This is a genomic window from Methanohalobium evestigatum Z-7303 (assembly GCF_000196655.1).
Lineage (GTDB): Archaea > Halobacteriota > Methanosarcinia > Methanosarcinales > Methanosarcinaceae > Methanohalobium > Methanohalobium evestigatum.
Genome location: NC_014253.1, coordinates 59,318 through 83,233 on the forward strand (window position 1 = coordinate 59,318; position 23,916 = coordinate 83,233).

Below are 23,916 nucleotides of genomic sequence, written 5' to 3' on the forward strand. Positions count from 1 at the left end.
AAACGTCAATCTAATATACATCTTACAGGAATTCATGACCAGAGGATAATCATGAAAGTTTCAGTGGTAGGTTCTGGTTATGTAGGTACTGTAACTGCAGCGTGTCTGGCGGAGCTCGGTCATCAGGTCATTTGTATTGATATTGATGAGGAAAGAGTAAATAAAATAAACTCAGGCGTTTCTCCTATATGGGAACAAGGTCTTGATGAACTCATTCAAAACCATGCGGGAGGTAATCTGAAAGCTACTTCTGATTATGAATCAGCGGTTAATGATTCGGATATATCGTTTATATGTGTAGGGACACCTTCGGATGATTACGGTAATATTGATTTGTCTATCGTTAAATCTGCAAGTGAAAGTCTGGGGTACGCCATTGGCAGTAAAGATGACTACCATGTTGTTGTTTTAAAAAGTACAGTAGTACCAGAAACAACAGAAAATTTTGTAACTCCCATTCTTGAACAAGCTTCAGGGAAACAGGCAGGAAAAGATTTTGGTGTGTCCATGAATCCTGAATTTCTGCGCGAGGGTAAAGCAGTTTATGATTTTATGAATCCTGACAGGATAGTCATAGGAGCACTGGATAAACACTCAGGTGATGTTGTATCACATCTTTATGACAAGGTTGAATGTCTAAATGAGTTCATAAGAACCAATCCCCGAACTGCGGAGATGATAAAATATGCAAACAATTCGTTCCTTGCTACAAAAATTTCGTTTTCCAATGAAATAGGAAACATTTGTAAAAAACTTGATATCGATACCTATGAAGTTATGAAAGTAGTAGGGATGGATTTTAGAATCTCTCCGTATTTTTTGAATTCTGGAGCAGGTTTTGGCGGTTCATGTTTCCCGAAGGATGTCAGGGCATTGACAGGTAAATCAAAAGAAATTGGATATGAACCCATATTGCTCGATTCTGTTATTAGAGTGAATGAAAACCAGCCTCATAGAATGATAGATTTGCTCGAAGAAAAAATCGGTCATCTGGAAAATAAAACAATTACTGTACTCGGTCTTGCGTTTAAAAATGGGACAGATGACATCCGTGAATCCCGTTCTGTACCGGTAATAGCAGACCTATTATATAATGGGGCTAAAATTAAAGCCTATGACCCTCAAGCAAATGGTAATATGAAAAAGGTGTTTAGTAGTGTTAACTATTGTGATAGTGCAGAAGAGGCGCTTTATAACTCTGAAGCCTGTCTTGTGATGACAGATTGGAACGAGTTCAAAAATCTTGATTCAGAATTTGGGTTGATGAAAAATAAAGTCGTGGTTGATGGAAGGCGTATTATACCTTTCCAGAACCTTGAACAAGAGATAGATTATGTTGGTATTTGCTGGTGAGTCTACTGGTCAGGTATTTATGTGTTGCCGCCTATATAGAAATAAGGGGATAAATAATGGCTAAATCACCATCCCGTGTCAGTGGAACTGCAAATAAAAAAAGTATACTGTGTTATCTGGGTCTACATAAATGGAAGCGTGCAGGTGGATCATCACATTTTTCATCAAATGTCAGGGAAAAAGAATATAGATGTGAAAGGTGTGGCAGGACAAAAACAGTATATGAAACAAAAGTATAATGCCATATATTCGTTAATTTGATGTATAAAAACTATACTTCTTCTTAACCATGAAAAAAATCACTATAATAGACTATGGACTTGGTAATCTTCGAAGCATCAGGAAAGCTTTGGAAAAAGTGGGAGCAAAGCCGGTTATATCAAGTAACCCTGAAGAAATTCTGGACGCAGACGGGGTGATATTACCTGGTGTTGGTGCGTTTATCGATGCCATGAAAAATCTTCAACCTCTTACTGATGTTATCTATGAATATGTGGATACCGGTAAACCGCTGCTTGGTATTTGTCTCGGTCAGCAGATACTCATGAGCAAATCTGATGAAGGGGGATTGACCGAAGGAATCGATTTGGTACCGGGACATGTTAGACGTATCCCATCCAGTGAATTAAAAGTTCCTCATATGGGATGGAACTCTATAACCATTAATAAATCACATCCTCTTCTTAAAGGAATATCAGATGGAGACTATGTATATTTTGTTCATTCTTTTTATGTGGATACCGATGAGTTTCATACACTTTCATCCTGTGATTATGGTTTAAGCTTTGCAGCAGTAGTTGTAAACGAAAAAGGTAATGTAGTAGGTACCCAATTCCATCCAGAAAAGAGCGGAAAAACAGGGCTTAAAATCGTTGAGAATTTTGTTAATATGTGCTGACCATCTTTTTTCAGAGGTAGAATATGGATATTGAAGGCTATGCAAAACGTTCATTGTTAAATGGTGTTGAAGAGTCGGAACTTGAAGACAGGCTGACCTCACGGATACTTGAGGTAAAAAACACAAGTAAAAATTATGCAAGACAACTTTCAAAAGCTGCTATTGAAGAAGCAAAATCTACACTGAATGTCACAGGTGATGTACTCAATCCGACTATATCTGGTATCACTATGGGACAATTTGGCGTTGGTTCCAGAGGCACTGGAGATTTTTATACTCATGAAAAAATAGCGGAGATAATCGGGAACACAGGTGCTTTTGTGGACTCTTCTCATTTGGACGACTCTGGTGCAGTAGTAACCGAGAACGGTTCCAAATATGTTATAGTAACAGTTGATGGGATGCATTCACGCCTTAGTGATTTTTCATATCTTGCAGGCTTCCATGTAGCACGTGCGGCTCTTCGCGATATCTATGTCATGGGTGCAAGACCGGTAGCGTTGCTTTCTGATATCCATGTGGCAGATGATGGGGACGTAGCAAAGATATTCGATCATATAGCAGGTATTACAACAGTATCAGAACTTATTGATGTTCCACTTGTCACAGGTAGTACTCTCCGCATAGGTGGAGATATGGTTATTGGAGACAGGATGACAGGCGGGGTTGGTGCAGTAGGTGTGGAATCTCACCTCACATCACGTGTTCAGGCAAAAGCGGGTGATGTAATACTCATGACTGAAGGAGCAGGGGGAGGCACAGTATCCACTACTGCACTTTATCATGGAATGCATGAGGTTGTTGATGAAACGATAAATATCAAATTCCTTGAGGCGTGTGAAGCTCTTATTGAATCGGGGCTTACATCTGATATCCATGCCATGACAGATGTGACTAATGGCGGAGTTCGTGGAGATGCACAGGAAATATCCAGAACTGCCGGTTTAAAACTGGTTTTTGATGAATCACGTATGAGTAAATTGGTAAATTCTCCTGTAATGGAAATGCTTGAATCTCTTGGGATTGATTATCTGGGTGTATCCCTGGATTCACTTCTTATCATATCACCGGAAGAATATGCCGAAGATATAATAAATACAGTAAAAAGTTCGGGTGTGGATATCGATATTGTAGGAAATGTGGAAGAAGGAAGTGGATCAGAGTTGATAATTGATGGAGAAAGGCGCGATTTTACACCTCGGTTCAGGGAATCAGCATATACACCAATCAAAAAAATGGTAGGAGAGGATGAACCACTGGATTTTGAAAATATGAAATCTGCAATCAATAAAGCTGCTGATGAATCATTGGATAAGAAGAAGAAGATAGTTGATAGAATTAAAAAAGGTTAAATTATTCTGCACGCTTTACGACAAGGGTTGGACCCTCTTTATCTATAATTTCTACTTTAACACCTTTATCAATTTCTTCATCGGATTTTGCTTTCCAGTATTCTCCTTTATATTTAACGTATCCTTCTTCTCCACGTTTTATCTTTTCATTGGTTATTGCAGTGTTGCCTACAATCTCTCCGATAATAGGTTTCCTGTGTCGTACTTCTATAATTTTGTAGACAATAAACAGCATGAACACGCCCATAATTATTGAAGGGGTTACGATAGCAATTATTATCTCCTGCTGAATTTCTGCTGGGGTATAAAAGTCAGGATAGTCGGTGGGTACTATGAATATGCTTCCTACTATAAGACAAATTAATCCTCCGATACCGAACGCCCCAATACCGGGTGATTGAATTTCAAGGAATATCAGCCCCATACCCACAATAATAAGGAATATAGCAGCAATATTAACATCAAATCCTGAACCGATAAGTCCAAGAGCAATTGCGATTGTACCAAAAATTTCTGCACCAAAACCGGGGTTGGATAAACCAATGACAATCGAATATAATCCAATAATTAACAACAGGGATGCAATCAATGGGTCTGAAATTATACTCATAATGGCGATGTTTATTGATGGCTCATAACGGTCAATCTGGGCACCACTAACATTGAGCTGTTTGCCCTTTGCGACATCTCCATCAACTTGTGAGAGTAAATCGCCTATTGAAGGAGAAGTATATTCGATTACATTGTATTCTAAAGCAGTTTCAGCATTAATATTCAGATTTTTTGTAATAAATTCTTCAGCGGCAGTAACGTTTCTGTTATTCTGGCGTGCCTTTTCTCTTGTATATTCGACAATGGCGTTAATAGTTTTTGAATCGTTTATCGGCTGACTTCCTCCTCCAGTTAGTTGAACTGGTTGTGCTGATCCTATAACTGAAAAAGGAGCCATTGCAGCGATATCTGTGCTTATCAGTATAATGGTACCCGCAGACCAGGCTTTTGTACCTTCTGGATATACATAACCTATAACAGGGACATTAGTACTTTCGATAGATTCTATAATATTAAATGTTTCACTAAGTTTCCCACCGGGTGTATTTAATGTGAGAACAATAGCATCATAATTTTCATCCTCTGCCACCGATATCGCATTGGTTACAAGATCATCACTGGCAGATGTGATAGAGTCAGAGATTTCTACTACAAGTACTTTCTCTTCCTGTGCAATGGCACAGGGAGACATCATTACTATAAAAAAGAAAAGAGATATAATAATGAGAAAGTATGTATTGGGTCTGATATCCATCATACACCTGCTTTTATTTGTTTGTATATTTGTTCATTATTTTTCGCCCATTTCTCCTGACTCTTGTTTAGAGGATTCAACCAGTTCATCAATCCTTGTCTCTGATTTTGGCTGTGTTTCCTCCCTTCTTGGAGTGGATGATTTATATTGCTCTTTTTGACCACTGCTTCCTTTTACAACTGCGTTTGAAAGCGCAGCAATCTTGCCGGTATCAACATTTGTAGTATCAGTCACTACAATCATGTTCTTTTCACGTGATATTTCAGCATATGTTTGCAGTTCACGTAATTTAAGACCAGCAGGCATTTCTTGGTATAACTCACCAGCGTCTCTATTTTTCTGAGCGGCTTTAAATTCACCATCGGCAAGGATAGTACGGGCACGTTTCTCACGTTCTGCTTCTGCTTGTCTTGCTATGGCGCGATACATGGATTCAGGCAATACAACATCTCTTATGGTAACATTTGTAACTTTGATACCCCACGGGTCGGTCAATGAATCCAATACATTCTGTATTTTCTGATTAATTTCATCTCGTTTTGAAAGTACATCATCGAATTCAACTTGCCCCAGTATATCTCTCAATGTGGTCTGGGAAAGCATTGCTGTAGCATATTTATAATTCTCCACAGCAGTCACGGCGTCCCCGGGACTTGTGACCCTGTAATAAACTACAGCATCCACATCTATGGTGACATTGTCCAGTGTGATAACTGCCTGTTTAGGTACATCAATAGTGACTACACGTAGGTCTACTTTAACGACAGTATCAACAATAGGTATTATAATAAACAGTCCGGGTCCTTTTTCCCCGAGAAATCTTCCTAACCTGAAAACAACAACACGTTCATATTCTTTGACAATTTTGATAGCTTGTGACAATATTATAAGCACAACTATTATTGCAGGAATTAATATGGTATAATCAACCAATTTGACCCACTCTCCTAAAATGAAATTAATTTTAAGACTTAAAAAGCTATTGGTTTAAAAATTAACGTAACAATTTTAATTTTTAATCATTGAATCAATACAAATAAATTCTACATAAACAATTATAGTATTGATAGAATGAGTGAAGAATGTATTGAATGTGAAGGCAGAGGTTATCAAATAATATCAGTAGAAAAATGCCCCGAATGTAAGGGCACGGGGAAAACCAAATCAGTAGATCTTATGAAATTAACAGAACAAGATGTTGATGATTTTCTTTCTGATGGTTCTTATTGCCCAAAATGTGAAGGTAGCGGTCAAATAGAAACAACAAAGTATTGTGAGACCTGTAAAGGTCGCGGTATTTTTTATAAGTGCAAGGTATGCGGAACATCTATCGATGAGCCTGTAGATGATGAGGAGATTTGTCGGGTATGTGCCAAATCACAGGTTGTTTATGCTCTTGACAATTCCTGTGACTTGGATGAAGTAGAGGTAGGACAGCTCTATCACGGAATCGTTGACGGTATAGCGGCGTTTGGTGTTTTTGTAAACTTAAACGCCCATATCAGAGGTCTGATTCATATAAAGAATCTAAAAGAAGAACTTGATATCGGAGACCCTGTAATAGTTTATGTAAAGGAGATAAAATCCAATGGCAATGTCGACCTTGTACCAAAAAACATCAAAGAATTCCATACTGTAGAACTTGAAAAAGAATTGCCTATTAAACTATCATCTCAAATACCAGATTTTATAGGAAGAGTCGTAAGAATTGAAGGGGAAGTTATACAGGTAAAACAAACAGCAGGTCCGACGATTTTTACTATATCTGATGAAGCTGGATTGATTACAGGTGCTGCATTTGAGAAGGCAGGAGAACGTGCTTATCCACACATAGATTCCAACATGGTAGTGACTGCTACAGGAGAAATCACATCCCGGGGTGACGAGGTTCAGCTTGAAATCAAGAGCATGAAAAGGCTTTCGGGAGAAAAAGAATCTGCAGTATGGGAGCGTATTGAAAAGGCTATCGATGAAAGAGCCGAACCCTATGAATCAGAATTCTTGATTGAAAGTGAAATACTGGATAAATTGAAACCTGGTATGAAAAAGGTTGCCAAGGAAATCAGGAAAGCTGTTATCAAGTCAAAACCGATTGTTATCAGGCATCATGCTGATGCAGACGGTATGACATCAGCGGTTGCACTTGAAAGGGCAGTGCTTCCACTAATAAGTGAAGTCAGTGGTTCTGATGCAGAATATTATCTGTACCGGCGTTCTCCTTCCAAAGCACCGTTTTATGAACTTGCTGACGTAACAAAAGACTTATCGTTTGCACTTGAGGATATGGAACGCCACGGTCAAAAGTTCCCGCTAATTCTTCTGGTAGATAATGGTTCAACCGATGAAGATACACCTGCTATGAGACAGGCGAGAGTGTATGGCATTGACATGATAGTTGTTGACCATCACAACCCTGATGAAGTAGTTGACCAGTATCTTCAATCTCATATAAATCCCGCTCATGCAGGTGGTGACTTTGGTATTACCACAGGAATGTTGTGTACAGAAATAGCGAGTATGATAAACCCTGATGTTAAAGATGAAATATATCATCTTCCTGCGATCTCAGCAGTAGGAGACCGTTCAGAAAGGGAAGAAGCTACTAAATACATAAATATTGTTTCGGACAAATATTCACTTGATCAATTGAAAGATATCGCTTTGGCTCTTGATTTTGAAGCTTTCTGGCTGAAGTTTAGTAGTGGTAAAGGTATAGTGAACGATATTTTGAATTTTGGCGACCCAATGGTACATAAAAACCTTGTATCCATACTTTGTGAACAGGCAAATGATTTGATATCATCCCAGATGGAGACATGTCTGCCACATGTAAAATCTACAACGCTTCCCAATGGAGCAATAATGAACGCACTGGATGTAGAGAATTATGCCCATAAATTCAGTTTTCCACCACCTGGTAAAACAGCAGGTGAGGTACATGACAGGATGTGTCAGGAATATGAAAATAAACCAGTGATAACAATAGGTTATGGACCGGACTTTACGGTAATTCGCTCTAAAAATGTTAAGATGAACATCCCCCAGATAGTAAGGGAACTTCATAACGAGGTTAAAGGTGGGGGTGTCAATGGTGGAGGACACCTTGTTGTTGGTAGCATAAAATTTGTAGAGGGAATGCGTAAAGAAGTGCTTGAAAAACTGGCTGAAAAATTAGGTCAGGCAGAAATAGAGGAAGGTCTGGGATAAATATTCCAATCAGACCATAACTATTTCTGGTTTTTAATCTACACGGACAATACGTACCATTGATTTAACAGGCACATCAGATATTTTCTCTGACCCTTTTTTATCGATAATAACAGTAACAACAACAGGGTTTGCGCCAAAATCTCTTAGTTGATTAATAACTTCAGTAATTGTAGCTCCTGATGTTATAACATCATCGACGACAACACAATTTTTGCCTGTAACCTCTCCAAAATTTCTGCTAACGGTTCCTGGTACTCTTTTATCTTCGTTCTGTTTGGTTGTGCCGTGGAATATTGCAAGTTCTTTGTCCAAATCATCTGCAATATGACTTGCAAGAGGGACTCCGCTAAGACCGATACCAACTATTGTATCAATTTCTGAATCTGTTTCACATGCAGATTCCATTGTCATGTCAGCCAGTGCATTCGATATGTATCTGAGTCTGCAGGAGTTTTTTCCAACCATACTCCAGTCAACGGAAATGTCTTTTGGAGCGGGACTTTTTGAATCTTTCTTTGCTCTTGTAAGTAGCCAGGTAATAGTTTCACGTGATACATTCAATTCGTCTGCAATCTGTCCTGTCACAAGCCCCTTGGATTGTAATTCTTCTGCTTTTTCTATCATGTCATCTATGTTCTTCATGGTATCCGCGCCTAAATTAATTATAAGTCATCTAAATAATTATACTTTTCTTTTACTTTTCCTTTTAAGTTTTGAACCGCAGATGGGACATGTATCACCACATTCAAACCGTTTTTTACATCCTATACATTCTTTTTCCCATACAAGTTTGTCTTTAATCTTTTTTTGAGCAACAGGCTCTATATTAATCTTTAATAGTTCTGCAACATTTTGTACTGCATAATCATCGGTAAGAAGTGTTATGTTTTCTTTATCTCTGTATTCCAGTGCTTTTGCCAGTATATCTATATCAGCCTTTGACAGCTCATTAAGGTCTCTGGTGTATCGGGCGGTTTCAATAACACTATTTCTTTTATCAGGTTCTGGTACTTCGACAATTATACCGTTTTCTCTGGCGATGTCATACCTCATAACAGCTTCATCGCTTTTTAATTCCTCTGTAACCGAGGCAACTGTTATAAAGGATGAATAGTTGATATTTTTAAAACCGTCCATGATAAATACAGCAGAATCTGCAATGTAATATTTCATAATAAATCCTTATATCGGTCTTTATTTTAACTATGTGGATATACCAATATTAATAAGTAGATGTTACAATTAGATTTCTATAGATTAATATGGACGATAGTGAACCACTGGATAATACATCATTTCCATCACTTGATGAACAGGATACTCCATCACCACTGGGACTGGCGACTTCTGTTGACGGGGAATATTCCTATGAAGCAGAAATTGAAGGTACAATACCTAATGATTTGAAAGGTACCCTGTATCTCAATGGTCCCGGATTGTTTGACCGTGGGAATTTACGTAAACGATATATATTTGATGGAGACGGAATGATACAGTCATTCCATTTCCATGAAGGAGGAGTATATTATCAAAACAAATTTGTAAGAACTGATAAGTTTGTTGATGAACAAGAAAAAGGTAAACTTTTATACGCTTCATGGACAACGCTGGCACCGGGTGGACCAATATCGAATATATTCGGCAGAAAACTTGAAAGTCAGGCAGGGGTAACAGTAATTGAAAGAAATGGAAAACTCTATGCCTTTGATGATGGTTCTTACATCTATGAATTGGACCCTGATACACTGGAGACAAAAGGTAAAACTCAGCTGGGATTAAACAAAAGTAAAATTCCTGTAAATTTCATGGCTCACTCAAAGATTGACGGTCAGACAGAAGAATGGATTCTTGTAAGTGGTCTAAAAGATAAACTAAATATAACCACAGTGGACAAGAATGATAACCTTGTAAAATTCCAGAAAGTCAAAATTCCTAAAAACTCCTATATACATGATTTCTTTGTTTCTGATAATCATATCATTTTAAATTTCCAGCCTGCAGAACCCTATGTCTTTAAGTTCATGAGCGGTTTATCAAGTTTTTTGGAATCACTTTACTGGAGACCCAAACAGGGTAATATTTTGTTAGTATTAAATCGTAATGAGGAAGGCGAGGTAGAACCTTATCAGTTTTCGGTTGAATCTTCATGGATGTGGCATACATTAAATGCTTATGAGGAAGGAAACAAGATTGTAGCTGATTTTGTCGGTTATAGGTATCCTGAACAGATATTTGGTGATGACCCCACATTTTATGCCATAATGGAGGGAAGAGAAAAGAAAAGTGATTATCCGGGTGAAATAAGAAGATATATAATAGATCTTGATAAGGAAACTGTACAACAGCAAGTACTGGATGGAGCAAATTATGAATATCCAGTGGTGAACCAGTATCATTCTTGTCGCAAACACAAATATGGATATTTTGTCAGGGCTCATAAACCAGAGGATGTTTTCTGGTCTTCGGTTGTAAGAATGGATATGGATACAGGTCTTCCAGAATTCTATGATTTTGGAAAAGGGTATTATTGTACTGAACCGGTTTTTGTACCAAAACCAGGATATAATTATTCATCAGATATAAACGATGAACCTGGGTGGATATTAACTGAGGTATATGACAGTTATTTAAAAAAGAGTTTTCTGGCAATACTACAGGCTGATAACCTTGAAAGTGGTCCTGTGGCAAAAGTACACCTAAAGCATCATGTTCCATTAAGTTTCCATGGGTTCTGGAAATCTTCCCAGTAAGAAACAATTTATATATATCTGATAATTTGTCTATGAACAACATTCAACATCAACGATATAGGATAACATGGATTACGACAGAGCCAGAAGTATAATTGTCAATTTTATCCGTTCAAAAGTAAAAGAAGCGGATTCAACAGGTGTTGTAATAGGGCTTAGTGGTGGTATAGATTCGGCTGTAACAGCTAATCTTGCAGTAGAAGCACTTGGAAGTGAAAATGTGCTTGGTATCCATCTGCCGGAAGAAGGTGTAACATCAACAAAGGATTCCAAAGATTCAGAAATTATTGCAAATAGCCTTGGCATCAACTTCAAAAATATAGATATTTCCAGGATTTTAAATTGCTTCATTTCAGAAATTCCAGATGAATCGGGTGAAAAACCACCTGTTGTAGGTAATTTAAAATCCCGGATAAGGATGTGTCTTTTATACTACTACGCAAATTCATTCTATAAAATGGTCGTGGGTACAGGTAACAAGAGCGAAATAATGCTTGGATACTTTACAAAATATGGCGATGGTGGAGTGGATTTAGAACCAATAGGTGACCTTTACAAAACAGAAGTGTTTGAACTTGCGAAACTTCTCTCGATTCCTGAACACATTATCAATAAAAAACCATCTGCAGGTTTATGGTCAGGACAGACTGATGAAAATGAACTTGGTCTGCCCTATGAGATTATAGACAGAATCCTTAATTTGGTGTTTCATGGTGAAAAACCTGAAAATCTGCAGGAAATATTTGATTTAACACCGGATCAAATAGATTTATTGTTGTCCCGTATGAAATCAAATATTCACAAGCGCAAAGTACCTCCCATTGCAATAGTTGATGCTGCCCGCCATTATATGGAATAAAACAGTTCATCTGCTTGGGAATATATTATAGTTGGACGACATGAACCGGACAAGTGGTTTTGCCAGATGACGTCTGGCAGAAGGTGGTACTTCGTAAAGACCGGTTTCAATTTCTCTGTCGATTTCTACCAGTACAGAAGATCCAGCTTTGGTTTTGCATTTTCTGCACTTGAATCCCTGATTTTTCCCTGCTGATTTCATTCTTTTGTTACATATCGGACAGGTGGGATTTCTGGTTTCATATATTGGAACAAGGCGGTTTATTTTGAATTTTTCAATATTTAATGTCTGGTTTTTAACACTTCCATATACAGTAATATTGTCTCCAGTCTTCAGTTTTCTTACCAGATATCTGAAATTCTTGGTGGGTTCATAGGCGGCACAATCAATTGTATTACCAGAATTATCACCAAGTGTAAATATAGTATGTCCACCTTCTATGGTGTATGGATGATTTTTAACTGTGCCCTGAACAATATAGGACTGCATATCAGTGACCTCTTTTATACTGGATACATTTATCAGGTGCATATCTGTACCTTGATTTGTTTTGTACACAGCACTTCTTTCAACAGTTTCGGATTTTATATCCTCTGTTGCACTTTTAACTGTATGGTCATCTTTCCCTCTGATTCCATATAGTACAGGGTCGGGTGATTTGGGAACACAGACGATTACATAGTTTTCCCAATCCACAGTATCCCATGTATCCGGATAAAAATCAAGGTCACTTTTGTATATACTGTTTTCATCGACTACTCTGGATAAACCCCATTTCTCTTTTTTCCTGTATGTTAGATACTCATAGGTAGAGTCCCATTCACTATCAAGCATTGCACCTGTAGCTGCAAGTGCACCTATAAGACCCCTCTCTTTTTTGTATCCTTTTGCAATGAGACCAAGTTTTGATATCAGGTTTTTTGCATTTTCAATTGCCATGACATTATGGACAGTATCGTAAAAAAAATCTTTTAAAGCAGATTTTGATTTGTTATACTCTCTATCATGAACAAAAACTACACCTGGGTTAGTTTTCTCACTTTGCATTTCTGCAAGGGATTCAATTTTTGATATAACATATTCTATGACTTTATCAGGGTATTTTGTATCAATCTGAATTGCAATAGCTGCATTACCGCGTGTTTTGTAGGGGATTGTTGGGTTCAGGCGAACCAGTATAGGATATCCACGAATGCTTCCATATACAGTAAGTTCTTCAATTAATATCGCACCAAGATACGTGGTGCACATTCCCTCTCTGGAATCTGTATCATCAATACCAATTATCATATTTGTTACGCATATACAATGGATAAATTATATATATAAATATACATAAATTAGTGTTAGGATAAGCATGACCAAAGATATCTTAATACATCAGATAGTTGATGTATTAAAACGTGCAAATTTTGTTGTTTCAAAACGGTGTAATATCAGACCTCGAAGTTTTGATATAACCGCAAGAAAGGATGATATTCTCATATTTTGCAAAGCTTTATACAACATTGACGGTCTGAATGAAGAAACTGCCCAAGAGATGAAATCTCTGGCTAAATACCTCGATGGTTCAGCATTAATTGTAGGTGCAAAGACACGTAATCAAATGCTTGAAGACGGAGTAGTGTATATAAGGTATGGTATACCGGCTCTAAATGTGCAAACTTTATATGATTACTTTGTGGAATCAGTTCCCCCGTTGGTGTCAGCAGCACCAGGAGGATTGTATGTTTCAATAGATGGAGACGTATTAAGAGAAGCAAGAATGTCGGTCTCCATGTCAATAGGAACTATTGCATCCCAACTTGGAGTGTCCAGAAGAACAATCAGCAAATATGAAGAAGGAGGCATGGATGCATCTATCGATATTGCCCTCCAGCTTGAAGAGCTGTTTGATGTTGCACTTGCTAAATCCATAGATGTACTGGAATTTTTTGATAATAAGTTACAGGAGGATGAAGAAAATAATGAATACGAAACCAAACCTCCCGAAGATAACATATTAAATTTAATATCAACACTCGGATACGATGTGCTTTCTACAAATCAAGCACCGTTTAGAGGTGTATCCAAAAAAGATACAGATGTGATTCTGACAGGAATAAGTAAATACTGCAATTCCATGATAAAAAGGGCTGAACTTATGAGTAGCATTTCCAATGTAACAGGTTCACAATCGGTATTCATAATAAAAGACCAGTGCAATTTAAAATCCGAGTCTTTCGACAGTACAGTGTTTATCAAAAGGGATGAACTCAATAAACTGTTAGATCCTGAAGACCTGCTACAACTTATAGAAGAGAGAATGAAAAATAACAATAAAAGTAGAAGTGAAAGCAATTAACTTTTTCTATTTTCTATCTTGTATATCTACACTACCCCAAAACTCTAAATATATAAAAAATCCTTACAAACCACCAATGGTTGTAAATATTGCAGTTCTGGCTTCGGGAAGAGGTACAAATCTACAGTCGATAATCAATAATGTGGAGAATGGCTACATTCATGACGCCAATATTAAGGCGGTTATCAGTGATGTTAGAGATGCCCATGCACTGGAACGTGCAAAAAAATATGGGATTAGTGCAGTTTTTATAGATCCATCAGAGTTTTCAGACAAATCAGAATATGAAAAAGAGCTAATTAAAAAATTAGAAGAATTTAACACCGACCTTGTTCTTCTGGCAGGATTTATGCGTATTCTTGGGAATAAATTTGTACGGTTTTATAAACACAGGATTCTTAATATTCATCCTTCATTATTGCCAGCTTTTAAAGGTCTTAGAGCACAAAAACAGGCACTTGATTACGGTGTAAAAGTATCTGGATGCACAGTACATTATGTTACCGAAGATATGGATTCTGGACCTATTATATTACAGGAATGTGTACCTGTTTATGAAGACGATACTGAAGAAACACTGGAAAACAGGATACTGCAAGAGGAACATGAGATTTACCCGGAAGCTGTAAAGTTGTGGGTTGAGGGTAAAGTTTAATATTAAAGGGACACTTTATACCCCTTAAAAAATCGATTTAATTCATTATATAGTATTACTTTTATTATTCAACAAAAAGGAAGGATAGTATGTCATATATTTCAGAAATTGACCCAGAAATTGCTGAAGCAATGGAATTAGAAGCAAAACGTCAGGATTATAAATTAAACTTAATAGCATCTGAAAATTATACAAGCCGCGCTGTGATGGAAGCGCAGGGCTCTATTATGACCAATAAATATGCAGAGGGTTATTCTGGCAAGCGCTACTATGGTGGATGTGAGTATGTAGACATCGCTGAAAACCTTGCCATTGATAGAGCCAAACAGATTTTTGGTGCTGAACATGTAAATGTACAGCCACATTCAGGTTCTAATGCCAATATGGCTGTATATTTTTCAGTACTTGAATATGGTGACACCATAATGGCGATGGACCTGAGTCAGGGAGGTCATCTTTCTCATGGAAGTCCTGTTAATTTCACAGGTAAATTCTACAATGTTGTACCCTATGGTGTGAACAAAGAAACAGAAACGATTGACTATGATGAATTGATGGATATTGCAAAGGAAAACAAACCTAAAATGATTGTTGCAGGTGCTTCTGCATATTCAAGAGAGATTGATTTTAAACGTTTCAGAGAAATCGCAGATGAGGTAGGTGCCTACCTGCTTGCAGATATTGCTCATATAGCAGGACTGGTGGCAGCAGGTGTGCATCAGAATCCAGTGCCATATGCTGATTTTGTGACTACTACCACCCATAAGACACTCAGGGGTCCCAGGGGTGGTATGATTATGTGTAGTGAAGATTACGCAAAAGCTATTGACAAAACAGTGTTCCCAGGTATACAAGGAGGACCCCTGATGCATGTGATTGCCGGGAAAGCTGTAGCTTTTAAGGAAGCACAGACTCCTCAATTCAAAAAAGACCTAGAACAAACAGTTAAAAATGCAAAAGCATTGTGTAAAAACCTGGAGGACAGAGGATTTACCATCGTATCAGGGGATACGGATAACCATATGATGCTTGTAAACCTCAATGACTTTGATATAACAGGTAAGGATGCTGAAACAGTGTTTAGCAAGGCTGGAATTGTTTTAAATAAGAATACAATCCCGTCTGAAACACGAGGACCGTTTATTACCAGCGGAGTAAGGGTAGGTACTCCTCCTATTACAACAAGAGGTATGAAAGAGTCTGAGATGGAGGATGTTGCAGATTTCCTCAAACAGGCGATTGACAACAGAAATGATGATTCAGAACTTGAGAAGATATCTGCAGATGTCCAGCAATTTGCCAGCAGTTACCCGATTTATAAATAATCACAGGTGACTCAAATGCCGGAAGGGCAAAATTACGACCCAAAAATAATCGATGGACGCTCATTGTCCAAAAAAATAGAATCAGAAGTAAGTTCTAAAGTTCAGAATTTAAAAGACCGGTATAATATAACCCCCAGTCTCTCTACTATTGTAGTGGGAGATGACCCGGCATCCAAGATGTATGTTAAATTAAAACATAAAGCCTGTGACAGAGTAGGAATAATTGCAGAGGATCACTTCCTTTCCGAAGATACAACACAGGATGAACTTATTGAACTGGTTCATAGTCTAAACAGCCGTGACGACATTCACGGTATACTTGTGCAGCTCCCTCTGCCTGAACACATCAATGAGCAGAAAGTAATGATGGAAATCGACCCTTTAAAAGATGCTGATGGCTTCCATCCTCAGAATATGGGCAACCTTTTAATTGGAAATGAGGAATTTGTTCCCTGTACCCCAAAAGGGATAATGACCGCACTTGAGGAATACGATGTTGGTATTGAAGGAAGTGATGTGGTTGTGGTAGGTCACAGCAATGTGGTAGGTAAGCCAATGGCAACCATGCTTTTAAACCGGAATGCAACAGTTTCGGTTTGTCATGTATATACCAGTAATCTCAACCGATATACAGTAAACGCTGATATACTTATAGTAGCAACCGGTGTAAAACATCTTATAAAATCTGATATGGTAAAAGAAGGGGTAGTGGTAATTGATGCAGGAATATCAAAAGAGGGAGACAAGGTCTATGGAGATGTTGATTTTGATAATGTAAAACAGAAAGCATCACTTATAACACCTGTTCCCGGTGGAGTGGGTCCGTTGACCATTGCCACTTTGATGCAGCATGTTCTCAAATCTGCGCAAAATAAAATCTGAATCAACGGTTAATTTTATAATATTCTATATTCTATTTTTTCCTTATAAAATCTTCAATATTTTAAATGGATGGAACCGGTAAAATCATGGCTGTTGATTCTGATATATGTGGACTTAAGGTTGGAGATGAGCATCCTGTACGTTTAATGGGCGTTATAAATCTAAGTCAGGAATCTTTCTATAAAAACTCGGTAATCGATAAAGATTCTATAATTAACACTGCTCAGGATATGGTTGATAAAGGAGCAACCATGATTGATGTGGGCGGACGTTCCACATGGCCGCTGGCTGAAAAGATAACCAAGAAACAGGAAACAGAACGGTTGCTTCCAGCACTGGAAGAACTTAAAGGTAATGTGGATGCTGTTATTTCTGTAGATACCATGTTTGCAGACATTGCCGAAGAATCATTGAAACGGGGTGTAGACGTTGTAAATGATGTTTCAGGTTTAACTGCTGATTCCAGGATGGTAGATTTGATTGCTGATTATGATTGTCCTGCAGTTGTAATGGCATCCTATCAAACACCCGGTGACCCTTTCGGTATGGATGCAGTTATGGATTCGCTTAGTTCGATAATAAAAAAAGCAGAATCAAAAGATATTGATCCCAATAAACTAATACTTGACCCGGCGTTTGGTAAATGGGTGCCTGAAAAAGACCCAATATATGATTTTGAGACCGCTGATCAGTTTGAACGCCTCAAAATATTTGAAAAGCCGCTACTTGCAGCAGTATCACGTAAATCCATGATAAAGGCAGTAACAGGAAAACCTGCAGAAGAACGTCTGTATGGTAGTCTTGCAGCTACATCTTTGGTAGTACACAAGGGTGCGGATATAATAAGAACTCATGATATACACCAGACAAAAGATGTTGTTGATGTAGCAAAAGCAATACGAAGCCGTAGTCCATATGTCAGGAAAAACGGGTTTGAAGTATCGGTCCTGGACGTAAATCATCCATCGGATGCGGCTTACCTGATTCAATCAATCGGTGCTACTACATCGGGTTCCAACGTTATGAAGAAAAAATCAGTTTACCGCGTGCTTAGGATTAACAACATCACAACCACTGAAGCGCTTATTATAAAACAGGAAATGCTTGCAAGGGGAGCAGATGCAGCAATCTCTCGTGATGCGGTATCTCATGAGGATGAATCTACTGATGTGATACTTATGGGAACATTGTTGCAGATAGAACAACTTGTGGACAAACTGTCCTGTCAGGCACGGAATCTTCCCTTAATTGCGGATATGATTGAAGAGACACTGGAACAGTATACAGATACAAAGTACCTCTATCAATAACAAGGTAAATATGATTATCTCGTCATCCAAATCATTTGAAGAAATACTGGAATCCTTAAAAGGTGAAAATAAAATATTTGTTATCGGATGTGATGTATGTGCAGCCAAAATGCACACAGGAGGGGAACCTGAAGTAAAAGATATGTGTGCACGTCTTGAAAAAGCAGGTAAAAATGTTGTAGGCTGGGCCCTACCAACCGGAACCTGTAGTATCCATTCATATGGTTCCCTTGTGGAAAAAAACACCAATATAAAAAAAGCAGATGCCATTCTTGTGATGGCATGTGGAAGCGGGACCTCAATAATTGCAAAACTTGTAGATGTACCAGTATATCCCGCAAACAATACTGATTCACTTGGAGGTATCTATCAGGGTAATGTGTTTCATGCCCAGTGTGCCATGTGTGGTAATTGTACAATCGCTGATTTTGGAGGTATATGTCCAACGGCTCAATGTCCCAAGGGGCTTTTAAACGGACCCTGTGGAGGTTCAATGAGTGGTAAGTGTGAAGTAAATTCTGATATGGACTGTGTCTGGGAACTCATATATCAAAGACTTGAAAAACTTGGTAGGCTCGATTTACTGGAAAAAGTAATTGAACCAAAGGATAACGTGGAAGATAATAGTGTATAATCTTTGCCTTTTAAAAAGGAATGATTGATAATATGCCATCATTTGGACAAAAACTCAAATCCGGTGAATTTGTAGTAACATCGGAAATAACACCTCCCAAAGGAAGCGATATATCTTCAGTTCTAAAAATATCTGATACCCTCAAGGGATGGGTTGATGCGATTAATATCACCGATAATAATCGTGCCGTCATGCGTATGTCTCCCTTAGCACTTGGAAAAATCCTTGCTGACACTGGTCATAATGTGATTATGCAGATGACCTGTAGAGACCGTAATCGTCTGGCTATCCAGTCTGACCTTCTCGGTGCCAATGCATTGGGTATTGACAGCATCTGTATAATGACTGGAGACCACACTACAAAAGGAGACCATCCGGGAGCAAAACCAGTGTATGACCTTGATTCTGTCCAGTTGTTGTCTATGGTTAAAAAACTGACACAAGGTTATGATTTTTCTGGTAACCAGCTTGAAGGTACACCGCATTTTACAGTGGGTGTAGTATCAAACATCGATATATCCCAGAAAATGCAGATGATGAAACTTAAAAAGAAGGCTGAAATGGGTGTTGATTTTATCCAGACACAGGCTGTTTATGATGTAGACCAGTTCAAAGAGTTTACAGAATCTGTAAAACATCTGAGTGTACCAATAATTGCTGGTATTATCCCTTTAAAATCGGCTAATATGGCACGTTTTATGAACAATAATATACCCGGTATAAAAATTGGCGATGATATCATATCCCGTCTGGAAGAGGCTAAAGACCCAGTATATGAAGGTCTTGCTATAAGTGCAGAAACCATTAACGAAATTAGAGATATTTGTAATGGAGTTCATATTATGCCGATTGGAAAAAGTTTAAATACGGTAACTCTACTTGAAATGGCTGGTTTTTCTCCTGAATAAAAAGTAACTACTATGGAAGATGTTATGAGCGCCACACAAATAGACTGTGCACGTGATGGAATATTAACTCCTGAAATGAAATACGTTGCAGAGGCAGAAAATCTTGATGAAACAACAATCCTTTCGTATGTGGCAAATGGCAAACTTGTCATAATGACAAGGGATAAAAATCCACCAGTAGCCATAGGAAAAGGTGTAACCACCAAAATAAATGTTAATCTTGGCACTTCATCAGCCAATGTTGACCCGGGTTCTGAAATTGAAAAAGTAAAAATTGCAGATAGGTATGGTGCAGATACAATAACCGATCTTTCAATGGGCGGAAACATCTCATATATACGTAGTAGAGTATTTGAAAACACAACCATCCCTATTACAACAGTTCCTATTTATCAGTCTATAGTGGAACACGGAATGAATAATGTGACATCTAAGGATATATTCTCTACACTTGAAAAACATGTGGATGAAGGAGTAAGTTCCGTTGTTCTGCACTGTGTAGACAATAATACACTTGGTAAACTAAAGGGTTCAGAAAGAGTTATGGGTATGGTCTCAAAAGGTGGATCATTTACCAGTGTATTTATGCTGACCAATGAATGTAAAAACCCATTCATTCAAAATTTTGATGCTGTCCTTGAAATCCTGAGAAAAAATGATGTGGTGCTTTCACTCGGTAATACCATGAGAAGCGGATGTATCCATGACCTTTCTGACGATGCACAAATGTCGGAAATAGAAACCAATATCCATCTTGCAAACAGGGCAAATGAAAAAGGTGTACAGGTGATTGTGGAAGGTACAGGTGGACATGTTCAGGCAAATGATATTCCTGATACAGTTAGATACTACAAATCCCTGTCTGAATACCCTCTTTTTGTGGCAGGACCTCTGCCTATAGATGTAGCTCTTGGATACGACCATATAGCAGGTTCTGTAGGTGCCAGTATGGCAAGTGGAGCAGGAGCTGATTATCTCTGCTACATAACACCATCTGGACATCTTGCACTGCCCACACCGGAACAGGTCAGAGAAGGACTGGTTGCGTTTAAAATCGCTGGTCATATAGGGGATACAATAAAATACGGTATGAGTGACAGAGATTTGATGCTGTCTGTGAAACGGAGAAAGTTTGACTGGGACGGTCAAATAGAAATGGCGATTGATCCGGATAAACCTAAAGAAATGTGTCCAATGGAAGGTCCCTGTACAATGTGTGGGGAATATTGTGCTATAAAAATCATGCAAAACTATCTCTCTGGAGATAATAGATATGGAAATTAATTGCCCTAACATGCAAATGTTTGGAATAAAAACACCGATTATAAAATCCGGAGACGATATTTTAAAAGCTGTTGGAGCTGGGTTTGAAAATGCAGGAATTAGCCCACAGGATAATGATATACTTATACTGGCAGAATCAGCGGTTGCAACTGCTGAACATCGAATGATAAAACTTAGTGATGTCAAAACCAGTGAAATGGCTAAAGAATACGCTCAAAAATATGAAATTGACCCCAGAGAAATGGAACTTATTCTTCAGGAATGTGATGAAATAATAGGTGGTGTACCTGGTGCTGTACTTACCATTACAAGGGGAAATCTCTCACCAAACGCGGGAATTGATAGCTCTAATGCACCTGATGGTTATGTAATACTTTTGCCGGAAAACGCACAAAAAAGTGCAGAATCAATCAGGGAGGGTATAAATAAACAATTTTTCTGCAATTTAGGGGTTATCATAGGAGATAGCAGAACCCAGCCGATGAGGCTTGGATGTGTAGGAATTGCACTTGGTACATCTGGTATTGTGCCTGTAGAAGATGCTCGAGGATGTCAGGATTTATACGGCAAGTCTTTAAACATTACACATAAAGCAACAGCTGATAACCTCGTATCTGCTGCCCAGATTATTATGGGTGAGGCGGGAGAATGTACCCCTGCTATCCTTGTAAGAGGTGCACCTGTAGACATTGTGAACGAATCGGTAGAAATGCACCTTTTTTCAAGAAACGAATGCATGTATTACAGTAATATAAGTAAAAACAACAAATCTCTGTCTAAATGTCAATAACTTATTTATATGAAGAGAACACTGGTTTTGTATAATAATTGCAATACCAAAATGTTATTGTAAAGTTAAAATACCGTTTTGAATTTTGATATAAACATAAAAAGGTGAACAAAATGGGTAAACCAATATTATTAGATTTCAGTGCCACATGGTGTGGACCGTGTAAGATGCAAAAACCAATTATTGATGATCTTAAAGAAAAATATGGAGATCAGGTAGACATCAAAGAAGTAGATGTTGATGAAAATGGTGAAATGGCAAGGAACTACAATGTTATGGCAGTACCTACCATTGTAATCGAAAAAGATGGTGAAGAAGTCAAACGATTCACAGGATTAAAACAGGCAGATGTCCTGAGTGCAGAACTGGATAAACTTTTATAACCCTTTCTTTTGTTACTTTTTTGATATTAAATTGCACCCTTTCTAATCAGAATATGTATATATCTTAATATTATTCACCTGATTTGAGAGGGATGAAAATATCAGAACAATTAATAGATCTTGGAATTTTTGTTTACCGGCAAAAAAACGCAACAGGCACATTTAAACCGCACCTTTCCATAAGTTTCAGGTCCAAAAAGGGGAGGTTACATACTTTTTCTATTGATACAACCCGAATACCTGAAAAATATACACAGCCTGATGCATATCTTATAACACATGCACATGGAGACCATCACGGCAAATCTGCAATGCTTTCAAACCGTTCATTATGTTCTGATAAGACAGCACTTGCACTGGAAGCCAGATATGGTAAGAAATTCAATGGTAAATCGGTTAAAATAGGTGAAACAATAGATGTCGGTGATGTGTCCATCTACACCTATCCCACCGAACATACGGTAGGTTCAACTGCATTTTACTGGGAAAATGATGTAGGTACACGTATATTGGTAACAGGTGATGTAAAAGATGCATCCTCTCTACCAGATTGTGATGTCTTGATAACAGAGGCAAATTATGGAGACCCTGCGGATTTAAAGTGCCACTTTAGTGATGATCTGGATGGTTTTAGGGATATTTTTGAAAGCTGTAATCGGGTAGCCTTCGGTGCATATGCATTTGGAAAAGCCCAGAGAACCGTAGAACTTCTTAGAAACGTGGGATATAACGGAGCCATAGAAATGGAGGAGAATACTCTGAACCTGACACAGCTTTTACTTGATAATCCGGGTGAACTTTCAGGTATCGGAGAGTCCGACAATAATGAGGTGTGTGTAGTTCCTCCTCACTATTTGGATGACCTGCCGGAAGATATATCAAAGTACAATGTAACCGGAAGAATAAACAAAAATCAGGTGTATCCGTCAATCCAAATAAGCGATCACCTTGATGCGTTTGGACTTGTTGATATGGTAAAATCAATAAACCCTGAAATTACTATTGTATATCATCCAAAGGGACACAGACCATCAAAATTTTCGGATTATTTGAATTCCATAGGTATTGATTCTATATCCATTGATAACATCAACAATGTTTTGAGCAATGAATTTATTTAACTGGTAGATATTTATCTGGGACAATAAATGTTTATATAGCTTCCAATAATTCATGGTATTCTACTTACAAAACCGTTTATCTATTCATATTAACTCATTCAGGAGACTGGAACAATTTGAGTGAATCAACCCCCCAAAAACAGGGAAAAGGAAAAAAAGAAGGAACAGAGGAACAGGAAAGTACCAGTAAAGTGAAGAGTCCTGAAGCATTTGAAAAAACACCGGAACAAAGAAGAAAAGACCGGGTAGAAGGAATTATTAAAACTGCAGTTGCGTCAATACTTGGTATAATAGCAGGAGTTGTTGCTGAGTATATTTTGGGAACCGGTGAAGGTACCACATGGTATGCAATAATAGTCATAATAGCGATTGTTACCTATTATATACAGCGTGTTATCTACCCTCAGATAAACATCAGCACAAAAGAGTTTGGACTTAAAGATTGGTTTTATGTGGAGTTTCTCGTAGTAGATTTTGCACTGGTCACCTGGGTATTGATGCTGAATTAAATATATAGGTTAATTTAAAGACTTCCTTTTTACAAACAGATAA

24 protein-coding genes are annotated in these 23,916 nt (G+C 38.0%); 19 read left to right on the top strand and 5 right to left on the bottom strand.

The window, feature by feature from the left end; all coding sequences use genetic code 11:
• The first annotated feature begins 51 nt into the window (after positions 1-51).
• The 4 genes from METEV_RS00285 to METEV_RS00300 are packed head-to-tail and all read left to right on the top strand — an operon-like array spanning position 52 to position 3,603.
• Positions 52-1,353, top strand: coding sequence for a UDP-glucose dehydrogenase family protein (locus METEV_RS00285; RefSeq protein ID WP_013193552.1), 1,302 nt, complete (start codon positions 52-54; stop codon positions 1,351-1,353).
• A gap of 56 nt (positions 1,354-1,409) precedes the next feature.
• Entirely contained in the window at positions 1,410-1,592 is a 183-nt protein-coding gene (locus tag METEV_RS00290; protein WP_013193553.1) for a hypothetical protein, read from the top strand.
• A gap of 50 nt (positions 1,593-1,642) precedes the next feature.
• Positions 1,643-2,251 (top strand): imidazole glycerol phosphate synthase subunit HisH, encoded by a 609-nt coding sequence (gene hisH, locus METEV_RS00295; RefSeq protein ID WP_013193554.1) that lies wholly within the window; start codon positions 1,643-1,645, stop codon positions 2,249-2,251.
• Positions 2,252-2,274: 23 nt separating this feature from the next.
• Positions 2,275-3,603 carry an AIR synthase-related protein gene (locus METEV_RS00300; RefSeq protein WP_013193555.1) on the top strand — a complete coding sequence of 443 codons (1,329 nt, stop codon included), beginning with the start codon at positions 2,275-2,277 and terminating at the stop codon, positions 3,601-3,603.
• Position 3,604: 1 nt separating this feature from the next.
• On the opposite strand, the gene METEV_RS00305 is transcribed toward METEV_RS00300, so the two are convergent.
• Both METEV_RS00305 and METEV_RS00310 read right to left on the bottom strand, forming a co-directional pair.
• Positions 3,605-4,909 carry an NfeD family protein gene (locus tag METEV_RS00305; RefSeq protein ID WP_013193556.1) on the bottom strand — a complete coding sequence of 435 codons (1,305 nt, stop codon included), beginning with the start codon at positions 4,907-4,909 and terminating at the stop codon, positions 3,605-3,607.
• Positions 4,910-4,945: 36 nt separating this feature from the next.
• Entirely contained in the window at positions 4,946-5,842 is an 897-nt protein-coding gene (locus METEV_RS00310; RefSeq protein WP_013193557.1) for a slipin family protein, read from the bottom strand.
• 138 nt (positions 5,843-5,980) lie between these two features.
• On the opposite strand from METEV_RS00310, the gene METEV_RS00315 reads away from it, so the two are divergent.
• Positions 5,981-8,116, top strand: a complete 2,136-nt coding sequence (locus METEV_RS00315) for a DHH family phosphoesterase (protein ID WP_013193558.1) — start codon at positions 5,981-5,983, stop codon at positions 8,114-8,116.
• A gap of 33 nt (positions 8,117-8,149) precedes the next feature.
• On the opposite strand, the gene METEV_RS00320 is transcribed toward METEV_RS00315, so the two are convergent.
• Together METEV_RS00320 and METEV_RS00325 are read right to left on the bottom strand one after the other, a co-directional pair.
• The gene (locus tag METEV_RS00320; protein ID WP_013193559.1) at positions 8,150-8,761 is read right to left on the bottom strand and encodes an orotate phosphoribosyltransferase-like protein; all 612 of its coding nucleotides are present in this window, start codon (positions 8,759-8,761) and stop codon (positions 8,150-8,152) included.
• Positions 8,762-8,800: 39 nt separating this feature from the next.
• Entirely contained in the window at positions 8,801-9,292 is a 492-nt protein-coding gene (locus METEV_RS00325; protein ID WP_013193560.1) for an NOB1 family endonuclease, read from the bottom strand.
• A gap of 89 nt (positions 9,293-9,381) precedes the next feature.
• On the opposite strand from METEV_RS00325, the gene METEV_RS00330 reads away from it, so the two are divergent.
• Both METEV_RS00330 and METEV_RS00335 read left to right on the top strand, forming a co-directional pair.
• Positions 9,382-10,869, top strand: coding sequence for a carotenoid oxygenase family protein (locus METEV_RS00330; RefSeq protein ID WP_013193561.1), 1,488 nt, complete (start codon positions 9,382-9,384; stop codon positions 10,867-10,869).
• 67 nt (positions 10,870-10,936) lie between these two features.
• On the top strand, positions 10,937-11,728 hold the full coding sequence (locus tag METEV_RS00335) for an NAD+ synthase (RefSeq protein WP_013193562.1): 792 nt from the start codon (positions 10,937-10,939) through the stop codon (positions 11,726-11,728).
• A 6-nt stretch (positions 11,729-11,734) separates the two neighbouring features.
• Here the strand turns inward: METEV_RS00335 and METEV_RS00340 are convergent, their stop codons facing one another.
• Positions 11,735-13,018 carry a tRNA(Ile)(2)-agmatinylcytidine synthase gene (locus METEV_RS00340; RefSeq protein WP_013193563.1) on the bottom strand — a complete coding sequence of 428 codons (1,284 nt, stop codon included), beginning with the start codon at positions 13,016-13,018 and terminating at the stop codon, positions 11,735-11,737.
• Between the two features lie 67 nt (positions 13,019-13,085).
• Between METEV_RS00340 and METEV_RS00345 the strand changes: the two genes are divergently transcribed.
• The 12 genes from METEV_RS00345 to METEV_RS00400 all read left to right on the top strand — a co-directional run bounded on the left by METEV_RS00345 (position 13,086) and on the right by METEV_RS00400 (position 23,873).
• A complete protein-coding gene (locus METEV_RS00345; RefSeq protein ID WP_013193564.1) occupies positions 13,086-14,072 on the top strand; it encodes a transcriptional regulator in 987 nt (328 codons plus the stop codon).
• Between the two features lie 76 nt (positions 14,073-14,148).
• Positions 14,149-14,727: a phosphoribosylglycinamide formyltransferase gene (gene purN, locus METEV_RS00350; protein ID WP_013193565.1), complete on the top strand. Its 579-nt coding sequence runs from the start codon at positions 14,149-14,151 to the stop codon at positions 14,725-14,727.
• An 89-nt stretch (positions 14,728-14,816) separates the two neighbouring features.
• Positions 14,817-16,052, top strand: coding sequence for a serine hydroxymethyltransferase (gene glyA, locus METEV_RS00355; protein ID WP_013193566.1), 1,236 nt, complete (start codon positions 14,817-14,819; stop codon positions 16,050-16,052).
• 15 nt (positions 16,053-16,067) lie between these two features.
• Positions 16,068-16,934, top strand: a complete 867-nt coding sequence (locus METEV_RS00360) for a bifunctional methylenetetrahydrofolate dehydrogenase/methenyltetrahydrofolate cyclohydrolase (protein WP_013193567.1) — start codon at positions 16,068-16,070, stop codon at positions 16,932-16,934.
• A gap of 65 nt (positions 16,935-16,999) precedes the next feature.
• Complete coding sequence (gene folP, locus METEV_RS00365; RefSeq protein ID WP_013193568.1) at positions 17,000-18,244, top strand: dihydropteroate synthase; 1,245 nt, start codon at positions 17,000-17,002, stop codon at positions 18,242-18,244.
• A gap of 10 nt (positions 18,245-18,254) precedes the next feature.
• The gene (locus METEV_RS00370) at positions 18,255-18,878 is read left to right on the top strand and encodes a methylenetetrahydrofolate reductase C-terminal domain-containing protein (RefSeq protein ID WP_013193569.1); all 624 of its coding nucleotides are present in this window, start codon (positions 18,255-18,257) and stop codon (positions 18,876-18,878) included.
• 20 nt (positions 18,879-18,898) lie between these two features.
• Positions 18,899-19,786: a methylenetetrahydrofolate reductase gene (locus METEV_RS00375; RefSeq protein ID WP_232216866.1), complete on the top strand. Its 888-nt coding sequence runs from the start codon at positions 18,899-18,901 to the stop codon at positions 19,784-19,786.
• A 12-nt stretch (positions 19,787-19,798) separates the two neighbouring features.
• On the top strand, positions 19,799-21,070 hold the full coding sequence (gene thiC / locus METEV_RS00380; RefSeq protein ID WP_269634934.1) for a phosphomethylpyrimidine synthase ThiC: 1,272 nt from the start codon (positions 19,799-19,801) through the stop codon (positions 21,068-21,070).
• A complete protein-coding gene (gene cofE / locus METEV_RS00385; RefSeq protein ID WP_013193572.1) occupies positions 21,060-21,860 on the top strand; it encodes a coenzyme F420-0:L-glutamate ligase in 801 nt (266 codons plus the stop codon). The genes thiC and cofE overlap by 11 nt, the downstream gene beginning before the upstream one ends.
• Positions 21,861-21,964: 104 nt before the next feature.
• Positions 21,965-22,243, top strand: coding sequence for a thioredoxin (gene trxA, locus METEV_RS00390; protein WP_269634935.1), 279 nt, complete (start codon positions 21,965-21,967; stop codon positions 22,241-22,243).
• Positions 22,244-22,335: 92 nt separating this feature from the next.
• Positions 22,336-23,364: an MBL fold metallo-hydrolase gene (locus METEV_RS00395; protein ID WP_013193574.1), complete on the top strand. Its 1,029-nt coding sequence runs from the start codon at positions 22,336-22,338 to the stop codon at positions 23,362-23,364.
• A gap of 116 nt (positions 23,365-23,480) precedes the next feature.
• Positions 23,481-23,873 carry an EMC6-like membrane protein gene (locus METEV_RS00400; protein WP_013193575.1) on the top strand — a complete coding sequence of 131 codons (393 nt, stop codon included), beginning with the start codon at positions 23,481-23,483 and terminating at the stop codon, positions 23,871-23,873.
• Positions 23,874-23,916 lie beyond the last annotated feature (43 nt).